This window comes from Aeromonas sp. s4 (assembly GCF_040907855.1).
Lineage (GTDB): Bacteria > Pseudomonadota > Gammaproteobacteria > Enterobacterales > Aeromonadaceae > Aeromonas > Aeromonas caviae.
Genome location: NZ_JBFOCP010000047.1, coordinates 220875 through 232724, shown reverse-complemented (window position 1 = coordinate 232724; position 11850 = coordinate 220875). Strand labels below are relative to the sequence as shown.

The following is an 11850-nucleotide window of genomic DNA, read 5'->3' as shown; positions in this document are numbered from 1 at the left end:
TTTTTCATGGCACCACCACCCTAGTCGCAGGTGGGCTGTACCGTGAAGGTCCGGCTCGAATCCACCGGTCCCAGCTCCGCCAGCAGACGGCGCCCCAGCAGCACCGGGTAGATCATCTTGCTGCGATCCCGCAGGGTGAACCACTCCTTGTAGACCTGGTCCCCGACGCAGACGGACATGGTCACCGTCGGGCGCTCCTCCATGCCGCCCGCCCCGCGCACGGTCACGCTGCGCTCCACCGGCCGCTCCACGCTCCGGCGCACCACCTTGTCGGTATTGGCATCGGTCAGCACCAGGTTGAAGCGCACCCAGGGCTTGCCATCCTTCTTGAAATGCTTCAGGTCGCGGGCATCCAGCGACGAAGTGAGGGCACCGGTATCGAGCTTCATCTTGACCGCCACCCCGTAGGGCATCAGCACCCCCTTCTCGATCCAGCCATAGCTGGTCTGGGCCGCCATCGCGCTGCCGCACAGCGCCCACATCATGGCTGCCGCCACCATTCTCTTGCCCATCTTGCTCTCTCGCCTTGTCAGTCTTGCGCCCAGATGTATCACAGCCAACTGCCGGGTCAACCGGATTCTGGCGCGCAGGGGAGCAGGCTCTGGACGCGGTGCCAACAGGCGACAATCCATGCCGGGCACGGCGCGTGAGTGGGGAATGCAGCAGGAAAACGAGGGGAGAACAGGGTGCTGGATGACGCTGGCGGCCATCCTCAGGTTGTGACGCCAAAGGCTACCACAGCGGTGTGTGAATTATCAGTCTTGTTCTGACGGGATTTTTGCCTACACTGCTGTAAACCGGAGGGCCTGAAAACCACCGGTTTTTTTGCGCCTGCCGAAAAGTTGCCACTGCAAAGTGACCTCTCACACAAGGCTCAATAAGGAATTCGCAATGCGTATCGAAGAAGACTTGAAGCTCGGTTTCAAGGATGTCCTGTTTCGCCCCAAGCGCTCTACTCTCAAGAGCCGTTCCCAAGTCAGCCTGACCCGCCAGTTCACCTTCAAGCACACCCAGACCCGATGGCAGGGCGTGCCCGTCATCGCCGCCAACATGGATACCGTCGGCAGCTTCGCCATGGCGCGTACCCTGGCCAGCTTCGAGATGATGACGGCGGTGCACAAGCACTACAGCCTTGCGCAGTGGCAAACCTTCGTCAATGAGACCGACCCGGCCCTGCTGGGCCATGTGATGGTCTCTACCGGCACCTCGGAGGAGGACTTCACCAAGACACGCCAGATCCTCGCGATGTCCAGCGCCCTGCGCTTCATCTGCGTGGACGTGGCCAACGGTTACTCCCAGCACTTCGTCGAGTTTCTGCGCAAGATCCGCGAGGCCTGCCCGAACCACGTCATCCTCGCTGGCAACGTGGTGACCGGCGAGATGGTGGAGGAGCTGATCCTCTCCGGCGCCGACATCGTCAAGGTGGGCATAGGCCCGGGCTCGGTCTGCACCACCCGGGTCAAGACCGGGGTCGGCTACCCGCAGCTCTCCGCCATCATCGAGTGTGCCGATGCGGCCCACGGCCTGGGTGGCCAGATCGTCGGTGACGGCGGCTGCACCTGCCCGGGGGATGTGGCCAAGGCGTTTGGCGGCGGCGCCGACTTCGTGATGCTGGGGGGCATGCTGGCCGCTCACGAAGAGTGCGGCGGTGAAATCGTCGAGGTCGATGGCGAGCCCTTCATGAAGTTCTACGGCATGAGCTCGGCCAGCGCCATGGACAAGCACGCTGGCGGCGTCGCCGAGTATCGCGCCTCCGAAGGCAAAACCGTGCTGCTGCCCTACCGCGGCCCGGTGGAGAACACGGTGCGCGACATCCTGGGCGGGGTGCGATCCACCTGCACCTATGTGGGGGCCAGCCAGCTGAAAGAGCTCACCAAACGCACCACCTTCATCCGGGTGCGCGAGCAGGAGAACAACGTCTACGGTAAGGAGTAACCTGCCACAGACCCCGTCACGCGCTGACGGTTAGAAGCCGACCAACCGGTGTGCTACCCTGCGCACCGGTTTTTTTGCATCTGGGATCCCGCGCCATGACAAGCCCTCTCCCCCCCTTCGACTGGGACATCTTCTGCTGCGTCGTCGACAACTTCGGTGACATCGGCGTCACCTGGCGACTCGCCCGCCAGCTCAAACAGGAAGGCGCGCTCCCGGCGCAGAAGAGTGAGGTGCAGGTGCGGCTCTGGGTGGACGATCTGGCTAGCTTCGCCCGCATCTGCCCGGCGCTCGACCCCGCACAGGACGGTCAGTGGGTCGATGGCATCTATGTCCAGCACTGGCACGAGCGCCTCCCCGCCGACATGACACCGGCCAGGGTGGTCATCGAGGCGTTTGCCTGCGAGCTGCCCGCCCCCTTTATCGAACGCATGGCCGAGCAGACCACGCCCCCCTGCTGGATCAACCTCGAATACCTCTCGGCCGAGAGCTGGGTCGAGGATTGCCATGGCCTCGCCTCGCCCCAGCAGGTCGGCAGCCAGCGCCTCGACAAGTACTTCTTCTTCCCGGGTTTCACGCAGAAAACGGGCGGCCTCTTGTGCGAGCGAGGCCTCATCGTCGAGCGCGAGCGCTGGCAACAGGATGAAGCGGGACTGGCCGCCTACTGGGCCAGCCTCGGCCTGCCACCCCAACGAGAAGACGAGCTGCGGGTCAGCCTCTTTACCTACGAGAGCGAGGCGCTCAGGAGCCTGGTCAAGGGCTGGCGCCAGAGCGTCACCCCCGTCACCCTGCTGCTGCCGCTGGGGCGCTCCCTCGACGACGTGCTCATCGGCGCAGGGCTGGCAGAGGCCATTCCCGGTGCCCGGGCCGGAGATCTGCTCCAGGCGGGCAACCTCACCATCAAGCTGCTGCCGATGACCGATCAGAGGGGCTACGATCGCCTGCTGTGGAGCTGCGATCTCAACCTGGTGCGCGGGGAGGACTCCTTCGTGCGGGCCCAGTGGGCAGGGCGCCCCTTCCTCTGGCACATCTACCAGCAGGAAGAGGATGCCCACATGGTCAAGCTGGACGGTTTTCTCGACCACTACCTCTCCCCCTTGCCAGCGCCGGCCGGTCAGTGGCTGCGCCGCTTCAACCATGCCCTCAACCGGGGGGAGCATACGGGTGAACTCTGGGCACAATGGCCTCAATACGCGGCCATATGGCAGCAACATGGGCGCACCTGGCCACAGAGGCTGCTGGCGGACGGGGATCTCGTCACGAGGTTGGTGAAATTTTTAGAAAGCCGTATATAATCTGGCAGTTTTTATCCGTCCGTTTCACGAACAGGAATTTTTTACATGAAAACCGCACAGGAAATCCGCGCTGGTAACGTAGTCATGATCGGCACCGAGCCGATGGTGGTCCAGAAGGCTGAATTCAACAAATCCGGCCGTAACTCCGCCGTGGTCAAGATGAAGCTGAAGGGTCTGCTGAACGGCAGCGCCACCGAGACCGTCTTCAAGGCCGACGACAAGCTGGAAGTCGTTCAGCTGGAGCGTAAAGAGTGCACCTACTCCTACTACTCCGACCCGCTGTATGTCTTCATGGACACCGAGTACAACCAGTACGACGTCGAGAAAGACAACCTGGGTGATGCCCTGAACTACCTGGTAGACGGCATGGAAGACCTCTGCGAAGTGACTTTCTACAACGAGAAAGCCATCTCCGTAGAACTGCCGACCACCATCGTGCGTGAAGTCGAGTACACCGAGCCGGCCGCCCGTGGCGACACCTCCGGTAAAGTGACCAAGCCTGCCCGCCTGAAGGGCACCTCCTACGAGCTGGCCGTTGCCGCCTTCGTGGAGATCGGTGACAAGATCGAAATCGACACCCGTACCGGTGAATTCAAGCGTCGCGTCAACTAAGTTGACCCCTTGATGTGATTGCAAAAAAAGCGAGCCAAGGCTCGCTTTTTTATTGGCTGGCACCTCACGGCCGGCCTGATGAGAAGCCGTGCCCCTAGCGGCGATGGGCCAGTGCCCGCACCAGCCTGTCCCCCACCCCCTGTACCAGTTGCACCAGCAGCAGCAACATGACCACTGTCCCTGCCATCACCTTGTCGTCAAAGCGCTGGTAGCCGTAGCGGATCGCCAGATCCCCGAGCCCGCCGCCACCGACCACCCCCGCCATGGAGGAGAAGCCAATGAGCATCACCACCGTCAGGGTGAGTCCGGCCAGCAGCGCCGGCAAGGCCTCGGGCAGCAGCGCCTTGACGACCACGTGCCAGCCGCTGCCCCCCATGGCGAGCACGGCTTCGACGCGCCCCTTGTCCACCTCATCGAGGGCGCTCTCCACCACCCGGGCAAAGAAGGGGAAGGCCCCCAGGGTGATGGGGACGATGGCGGCGGTGCTGCCCAGTGAGGTGCCGACCACCAGCCGGGTCAGGGGGATCAGGGCGATCAGGAGCACCACGAAGGGGAGCGACCGCCCGATGTTGATACCGATCCCCAACACCATGTTGAGACGGGGCAAGGGCAGCACGCCCCCGGGACGGGTCACCACCAGCAGCACCCCGGTCGGCAACCCCAGCAGCAGGGTGAACACGGCCGCCACTCCCACCATGTAGAGTGTTTCGAGCGACCCCTGATACATCAGTTCGAGCAAGGCATCGACACTCAGGCGACTCTGCATAAACGCACCTCCTCTGTGACTCCGTGACGCGCCATGAAACGCCGCAGGATCTCGGGATCCGGCAACAGGGCCTGCCGCACGCGGGAGTCGGGGTTGGCCAGCAGGGTGCCCAGAGCGCCGCTTTCCACCAGCTGACCCCGTTCAAGCAATGCCGCGTGATCGCAGATGGCCCTGACCACCTCCAGCTCGTGGGTGATGAGCACTATGGTGATCCCGAGGCGGCGGTTGATGTCGGCAAGCAGCGCCAGCACCGACTCCGTGGTCTCCGGATCCAGGGCACTGGTCGCCTCGTCACAGAGCAAGTGGCGCGGATTGGCGGCCAGGGCGCGGGCGATGCCCACTCGTTGCTTCTGCCCCCCCGACAACTGGGAGGGAAAGGCGCGACGGTGCTCGCCAAGCCCCACCAGTTCCAGCAGCTCGCTGACCCGGGCAGCCCGCTCCCGGCGCGCTACTCCGGCGATTTCCAGCGGGACTGCCACGTTCTCCTCCACGCTGCGGGCGTGCAGCAGATTGAAGTGCTGGAAAATCATGCCGGTCCCCTGACGGTGGCGGCGCAAGGCCGCCCCCTCCAGGGCCGTGATGTCGCGGCCATCGAACAGGATGCGGCCCCGGCTTGGCCGCTCCAGCAGATTGAGGCAACGAATGAGCGTGCTCTTGCCCGCGCCGCTGCGCCCGAGAATGCCGTAGATGGCCCCATCCGGAATCTCGAGCGACACCCCCTCCAGAGCGGGTTGCCCGTGCCCCGGGTACTGCTTGCCGAGCCCCTCCAGCACGATCATGACTGCCGCCCGGCCACCGGGATCACCGACCCCTTGTAGCTCTTGCGAATGAAGTCGGCGATCGCCCTGGACTCCAGATCCCGCGCCAACTGGCGGATCCGCGGATCATCCTTGAGCGCCGGGGTGGTCACCAGGATGTTGGCGTAGGGATTGTTCTGGGCGCTCTCCAGCCCCAGGGCATCGCGAGCAGGCTCCAGCCCCGCCTCCAGGGCATAGTTGCCATTGATCACCGCCAGATCCACGTCATCGAGGGAGCGCGGCAGCTGTGGCGCCTCGATCTCCAGGATCTTGAGCGCCTTGGGGTTGGTGGCGATGTCGTGCACCGTCGCCAGATCCCGCGTCTGATCTTCATGGCCGGCCTTGAGGGTGATGAGCCCCTCGTGCTGCAACAGATAGAGGGCCCGGCTCAGGTTGGTGACATTGTTGGGCAGGGCTATCACCGCCTTTTCCGGTACCTCCCTCAGGTGCTTGAACTTCTTCGAATAGATGCCAAGAGGCTCCACGTGTACGGTCGCGGCCACCACCAGCTCGGTGCCGAGCGCCTTCTCCTGATCCCGCAGGTAAGGGACGTGCTGGAAATAGTTGGCATCCACATCACCCGCCACCAACAGGGCATTGGCATTGATGCCGCCGCTGAGCTCGATCACCTGCAGATCCAGCGAAGGGTCCTGGCGTTTCACCTCGCCGAGGATATCCGCATGGGGCAGTGGATCCGCGGCAACCCGCAGCGCCTGGGCTGCCTGGGCGGAGAGAGAGAGTCCGAGGGCCAATACCAGGCCGCTCAGGGAAAACAGTCCGTGCTTGTTCATCTTGTGCTCCTTGCCATGCAATCAATGGGTGGTTTCGCCGACCGCCAGCGCCCGGGGCGCCGGCAACAGATCGGCATGGTGGCGCAATGCCACATCAGGGTGGGAACGCAGCCGCCCCTTGAGGTAGTTCCAGCCCACCTCCCGCAGCAGCGGATTGTGCGGGTCGGTGGCAGGCCCCCTGGCTTCACGGGCCAGTGCCTCGGGCAGCGGATAGACGGGCACCACGGCGTCGAGCTGGGCCCCCAGGAAGAAGGCGATGGAGAGACGCTCCTGCCCCGGCGCCGACGGCACCACCCGGTGCACGGTCGCCCGCAGGTAGCCGTTGCTGGCGAGCTCCAGCAGCTCACCGATGTTGACCACGAAGGTGCCGGGGAGCGGGAGCGCGTCGATCCAGTGATCCGGCGCCACCTCCACCTGCAGGCCGGGCTGGTCATCCTGCAGCAGGAAGCTCAGGAAGCCCGAATCCTTGTGGGGACCGACCCCCTGGGTGGCGCCCCGCTCACCGGGATAGCGGATCAGCTTGATATGTTCGTTGGGACGCTCTCCGTGCAGGGCATCGAAGGCATCTGGCGACAGTGCGAGCGCCTCGGCAAAAGCCCCGAGCAGGGTACGGGACATGCGGGTCATCTGCCCACGCCAGCGCGTCAGCACGGGTTGCAGTGTCGGCAGCGCCTCCGGCCACTGATTCGGCCCCTGCAACCGCCACCAGGGCGGGTCGCCCGCCGTACGCGGCAAGGCAGGGCGATCGGCACCGATATCAAACTGTTCTCGCCAGTCGGGTTGACCCCGGGTCAGCTCTGCCCCCGGTCGGTTGTAGCCACGAAAATGGGGAGAGTGGATCATGGCGACCTGCTGCTTGGCCGCCAGAGGCAGCGCAAAGAAGGCCCGCGATAGCTGCTGCACTTCCTCTTGCAGCTCGGGATCGATACCGTGGCCGGTCAGGTAGAAAAATCCCGTCTCTCTCGCGGCATCGCGCAACGATGCCAGAAAATCGGCCCGAGCGTCGGACGAGGCATCCAGCTGCCTCAGGTCGAGGATGGGCAAGTGAACCAAGGTGCTCATGGCGATAACGCTCCCTGTCGATGGAAAGTGAGGGTGAACCTCTCGTTCTGACGAGACAGGGGGAGAATTCTCCGCCTGCGGCCAGTGACAACATGCCCCGGCCCCCCTGTCTGCCAGCCCTTACTGAACCATGTATGGGTCACGGGATGGAACAATCAAAACCGGGAATGCTTTGCCATTTGGAACAATCCCGGGCCCGTGTCCGGCCCGCCGGTCAGACCCTCTTCGCCACCGCCGATGCCGATGTGCCCCCTTGCCCTAAAGAAACCCCCGGCGAGGCCGCTATGAGGGAGTGCTGGAGGATCCCCCATGACATTTCGCCCCTATCTGCTGCTGACCCTGCTTGCTTTTGCCGCCCACGGCGCCGGGCAGGCGCCGTCAGGCGCCGCCCCGGATCCAGCCCCCCTGGTTCCCCCCGACTACTGGCAGAGCAGCGACTGGCAGGGAATACCCGACAGCACCAGGGTGGACAAGCAACAGGTACTGTTTGCCAAGCACGACAGCGACAGCTACGTGGGTCTGGTCATCCTGCTGCCCGACTGGCAGCGCAGCGGCCAGCTGTGGCAACTGACCCGGGAGCTGGGGCGCCTCGGTTTCGATACCCTGCTGCTGCTCCCCTCGCCGCAGCAGACCGAGCTCGACCCCGCCGCCGAGAAGAAACAGCAGGTCATCGACGATTTTCGCAAGCAGTTTGCCTCCCGCATCAGCAAGCTGGGGGATGCCAAGCTGCAGGAGGGGGGCTTCAAGCTGCTGCTGGCCCAGGGTACCAGCGCCGCCTGGGCCGCCAACCTCATCGCCAGCGAACAGTTGCCCGCCCCCGATGCCCTGGTGCTGCTCGACGGCTTCTTCCCCAACCAGCTGAGCAACCAGACCCTCGCCAAGCAGATAGCCCAGGGCAGCATCCCTACCCTGGATCTCTATCAGGAGGAGGGAGGACGCTGGCCCCTGCTGGCGGCCGAAGCCCGCAGAAGCGAGAGCCGCCGCAGCCACAAGCTCAACTACCGCCCCTATGCCCTGATGGATCTGGAGGAGACGCCGGGGCGCATCCAGGGCTGGCTGACGCACCTGGGCTGGATCTGAGGCCCTCCGAGGCACAGCCCCCGCCTTTACCTTCCCCATCGGACTTGGCCCGATGCCACCGCGCTGGTCAGCCGCCCTCCATGTTTGGCATCATGTCCGAACCAATGGCAGGAGGCTTCATGCAGCAAATCGTGTTTCTCGACAGCGACACCCTGGACACCGGCATCAATCTGCGCCGCCCCGATTTTCCCCATCACTGGCAAAGCTACCCGACCACGGCGCCGGATCAGGTGGTGGAGCGGCTCAAATGCGCCAGCATCGCCATCATCAACAAGGTGCGCATCGGGGCCGATGAACTGGCCCAGCTGCCCGAACTGCGCCTGATCGCCCTGGCCGCCACCGGCAGCGACAACCTGGATCTGGAGGCGTGCCGCGCCGCCAATGTCGCCGTGTGCAATATCCGCAACTACTCGGGCCCTTCCGTCCCCGAGCACGCCATGGCCCTGATGCTCGCCCTGTCGCGCAACCTGTTCGCCTGGCGCCAGTCCCTGCTGGAGGGGCGCTGGCAGCAAAGCGGACAGTTCTGCTTCTTCGACCACCCCATCACGGATCTGCATGGCAAGCGCCTCGGGATCATCGGCAAGGGCACCCTGGGACAGGCACTGGGACAGCGGGCCAGCGCCATCGGGATGGAGGTTTACTATGCCCAGAGCCAGGTCGGCTCCCCGGGGGATGACGACAGACTGCCCCTGGATGCCCTGCTGCAAAGTTCGGATGTGATCAGCCTGCACTGCCCGCTCACCCCCTACACCCGCCATCTCATCGGGGAGCGGGAGCTGGCCCTGATGAAACCGGGCGCCCTGCTCATCAACGTGGGCCGTGGCGGCCTGGTGGACGAGCAGGCGCTGCTCGAAGCCCTCGGCAACGGCCGTCTGGGGGGCGCCGGCTTCGATGTGGCGAGCGTCGAGCCGCCGCCTCCGGATCACCCCCTGATGCAGGCCCTGCGTTACCCCAATTTCATCCTGACTCCCCACGTGGCCTGGGCCAGCGAAGAGTCGATGCAGCGCCTCGCTGATCAGCTCATCGACAACATCAACGCCTTCTCCCTTGGCAGGCGCCAGCACCGGCTGGTGTAAGAGGCCGCTCGCCGCCCTCGCACGGGCCGGCAGCGGGATCAAAAAAAGGGGCCAAAGGCCCCTTTTTGTCGGTCAGCTTGCCGCGGCATCAGTCGTCATGCCATCTGTGCTTGCGGTGCTTTTTGTGTTTCTTGTGGTGCTTGTGATAGCGCCTGTCATCGTAATAGCGATCGCCGCGGCTCTCGTGACCATCCCCGGTCCTGGCTCCGATGGCAGAGCCACCGGCACCACCGATACCGGCGCCGATCAGCTGGCCCGTGCTGCCACCGACGCTCTTGCCGATGGCTGCCCCGCCCAGGGCACCGACGGCGCCGCCGAGCGCAGCTTCGTTCTTGTTGCCCCTATTGGCCGTGGCCGCACCACCGGCCGCGCCCCCCAGGGCGGCCCCCACCAGGGCGCCGGTGTCGCCACCCAGCTCCTTGCCGATCATGGTGCCCGCCACCCCGCCGGCTCCGCCGCCGAGAATGGTATTGAGGGTCTCGGATGCCTGCACCTGTCCTGTGCCCAACAGCAACGCCCCCAGCAGCGCCAGTGCGCTCATGCCAAACGGTTTCATTTTCATGGGGTACTCCTGTCAAACCTGATGATTGATTATTTTTCCCTGCACTATACAAAGCCCCCTGACCTGCGCCACTGCCGCAAGGGGCACCTCACGGCCAGCCCTCCCTGTCTCCGGTTCGCGACACGATGCAAGAAAGCAGGCTAACCACCTGAAACCACATCAAAAAAAAAGGTCACACGAGAAATCATCCCCGTCATGACCCTTTTCCCGGCCCAAAGGCCCTTTTTTGCAGCGATCACCGTCAGACAGATACTGTCACAACCTCCCCGTCAACGGGCGACGACGCCGCCAGATGCCAGCAATCCCGCCCCTGGTGCTTGCTCTCGTACAGGCAGGCATCCGCCCGCTCGAGCAGCGTCAGGGCATCATCCGGATAGCGCGCTCCGCCGGCGCTCAGGGTGATGGCGTCGGCGAACTCCCGCCATTTCAGGGCCTTCACCCGACCGAGCAGGTGGGTCAGGCGGCATTCCACCTCCGCCTGCTCCCAGGGCAGCAAGGCCGCAAATTCATCGCCCCCGATGCGGTAGACCTGCTCATCCCCCAGGGTTCTCGCCATGATGGTGGCTACCCGAAACAGCACCGCATCCCCCACACCGTGTCCCCAGCTGTCGTTGACGCGCTTGAAGTTGTCCACATCGAACAGCACCAGCCAGTAGGGCCTCCCCGCCTGCTCCAGCCCCGCCCGCTGCTGATCGAAGGCTCGCCGGTTCAGGATGCCGGTGAGAGGGTCGTGGAGCAGGGCATCCTGCCCTTGCAGCAGGCTGTTTCGCACCTGTTCTATCTCCCCCAGGCTGCCGTGCACGAACCAGGTTCGCTGACGCCGCTGGATCTCCTTTCTCGCCTCATCCCGGATGAGGCCGCTGAGCGAGCCCTGCACCAGCGACTGCTCCTGGCGAAAGATCCGCACCAGAAACCACAGGCTGCACAGCCAGATGCAGAGCAATGCCAGGGCGGGCAGCACCACCATCAGCAGGGTGTCTTGCAGGTTTTCATGAAAATGGGAGGGGGGGAGATAGACGTTGAGATCCCACTCCATCCCCTCCAGAGCGTGTTGCAGGTGGCGACCGGCCCAGACCCCGTCCAGGCCGGCCGCCTGCGTCTCCCGCTCTAGGCGGGGCGGCAACAGCGACAAATTGTGCCCCACCACCAGCTTGCCGCCCTTGCGATCGGTGATGTAAAGAGCCACCGGATCCTCACCCACCGCCCGGTGCAACGCCCCCTGCAAGGCGCTGAACGACATGTCCACCATCAGCAGCCCAAGCAGTTGCCCCTCATGATCCTTGACCCGCTTGATGAGGGTCAGTACCTGCCGGACCGAATCGAACTCCGGGTAGGGACCGAACCAGACGAGATCATCGCCCTCACCGGACAGGGTCTGGTACCAGGGCCGCGCCTGTGCCAGGTAGCCCTCCGGTTGCTGCCAGTCGGGATAGCTGTCGAGCCGATGGGTGCGCGCGTTGTAGAAATAGAGGAAGTGGGCGTCGTACTTGAACTGATGGGCAATGGCCCAGATGGGATTGATGGCCGATGCCCCGGCAGCGATGGCCTGCTTGTCCAGGGACGCCTCCAGTACGCCAAGCTGGCGGCGGTTGTCCTGCGCCATGTCCTGGAGCAGGGTGGCGTCGAGGGCGGCCAGCATGTGACCGTAACCCGCCACCGTCTTGTCGATGCTGCTCAGGTAGCTGGCTGCCGCCAGCAACAGGGTGGCGATCAGCACCAGCCCTCCCAGGAGAAACGACAGCGGAGTCAGTATGTAATAGCGTTCCTTGATCAGCGCCGCCGTCATGTCAATCTCTATAAAATGTCATATTGGATGAATTTTATAGATTAAAAATCTGCAAAAGATATTGATTGAAGTCATTAACATCCACTGCTAA

General features: G+C 64.1%; 12 protein-coding genes. 5 read left to right on the top strand and 7 right to left on the bottom strand.

Annotated features, from left to right (window positions below):
* Positions 1–20: 20 nt before the first annotated feature.
* The gene (locus AB5Y89_RS16730) at positions 21–500 is read right to left on the bottom strand and encodes an ATP-dependent zinc protease (protein ID WP_041212542.1); all 480 of its coding nucleotides are present in this window, start codon (positions 498–500) and stop codon (positions 21–23) included.
* Between the two features lie 391 nt (positions 501–891).
* Between AB5Y89_RS16730 and AB5Y89_RS16725 the strand changes: the two genes are divergently transcribed.
* From AB5Y89_RS16725 to efp, 3 genes are all read left to right on the top strand, one after another.
* Entirely contained in the window at positions 892–1935 is a 1044-nt protein-coding gene (locus AB5Y89_RS16725) for a GMP reductase (RefSeq protein ID WP_010673790.1), read from the top strand.
* Positions 1936–2030: 95 nt separating this feature from the next.
* Entirely contained in the window at positions 2031–3227 is a 1197-nt protein-coding gene (gene earP / locus AB5Y89_RS16720) for an elongation factor P maturation arginine rhamnosyltransferase EarP (RefSeq protein WP_368224186.1), read from the top strand.
* Positions 3228–3272: 45 nt separating this feature from the next.
* Positions 3273–3839 carry an elongation factor P gene (gene efp / locus AB5Y89_RS16715; RefSeq protein ID WP_010673788.1) on the top strand — a complete coding sequence of 189 codons (567 nt, stop codon included), beginning with the start codon at positions 3273–3275 and terminating at the stop codon, positions 3837–3839.
* Between the two features lie 94 nt (positions 3840–3933).
* Here efp and AB5Y89_RS16710 read toward each other — a convergent pair whose 3' ends face one another.
* From AB5Y89_RS16710 to AB5Y89_RS16695, 4 genes are read right to left on the bottom strand one after another with little or no spacing between them, the layout of a single operon-like run.
* On the bottom strand, positions 3934–4605 hold the full coding sequence (locus AB5Y89_RS16710) for a methionine ABC transporter permease (protein WP_010673787.1): 672 nt from the start codon (positions 4603–4605) through the stop codon (positions 3934–3936).
* Entirely contained in the window at positions 4590–5384 is a 795-nt protein-coding gene (locus AB5Y89_RS16705) for a methionine ABC transporter ATP-binding protein (RefSeq protein ID WP_010673786.1), read from the bottom strand. Before AB5Y89_RS16705 ends, AB5Y89_RS16710 begins: the two co-directional genes overlap by 16 nt.
* Positions 5381–6193: a MetQ/NlpA family ABC transporter substrate-binding protein gene (locus AB5Y89_RS16700; protein ID WP_214002494.1), complete on the bottom strand. Its 813-nt coding sequence runs from the start codon at positions 6191–6193 to the stop codon at positions 5381–5383. The genes AB5Y89_RS16705 and AB5Y89_RS16700 overlap by 4 nt, the downstream gene beginning before the upstream one ends.
* A gap of 21 nt (positions 6194–6214) precedes the next feature.
* Positions 6215–7255: an isopenicillin N synthase family dioxygenase gene (locus tag AB5Y89_RS16695; RefSeq protein WP_368224185.1), complete on the bottom strand. Its 1041-nt coding sequence runs from the start codon at positions 7253–7255 to the stop codon at positions 6215–6217.
* Between the two features lie 309 nt (positions 7256–7564).
* Between AB5Y89_RS16695 and AB5Y89_RS16690 the strand changes: the two genes are divergently transcribed.
* Positions 7565–8335, top strand: a complete 771-nt coding sequence (locus AB5Y89_RS16690; RefSeq protein ID WP_319907702.1) for a DUF3530 family protein — start codon at positions 7565–7567, stop codon at positions 8333–8335.
* Positions 8336–8454: 119 nt separating this feature from the next.
* A complete protein-coding gene (locus tag AB5Y89_RS16685; protein ID WP_039041095.1) occupies positions 8455–9411 on the top strand; it encodes a D-2-hydroxyacid dehydrogenase in 957 nt (318 codons plus the stop codon).
* Positions 9412–9499: 88 nt separating this feature from the next.
* Here the strand turns inward: AB5Y89_RS16685 and AB5Y89_RS16680 are convergent, their stop codons facing one another.
* Both AB5Y89_RS16680 and AB5Y89_RS16675 read right to left on the bottom strand, forming a co-directional pair.
* Positions 9500–9973, bottom strand: a complete 474-nt coding sequence (locus tag AB5Y89_RS16680) for a YMGG-like glycine zipper-containing protein (RefSeq protein ID WP_039041096.1) — start codon at positions 9971–9973, stop codon at positions 9500–9502.
* 241 nt (positions 9974–10214) lie between these two features.
* Positions 10215–11759, bottom strand: a complete 1545-nt coding sequence (locus tag AB5Y89_RS16675) for a diguanylate cyclase (protein ID WP_368224184.1) — start codon at positions 11757–11759, stop codon at positions 10215–10217.
* Positions 11760–11850 lie beyond the last annotated feature (91 nt).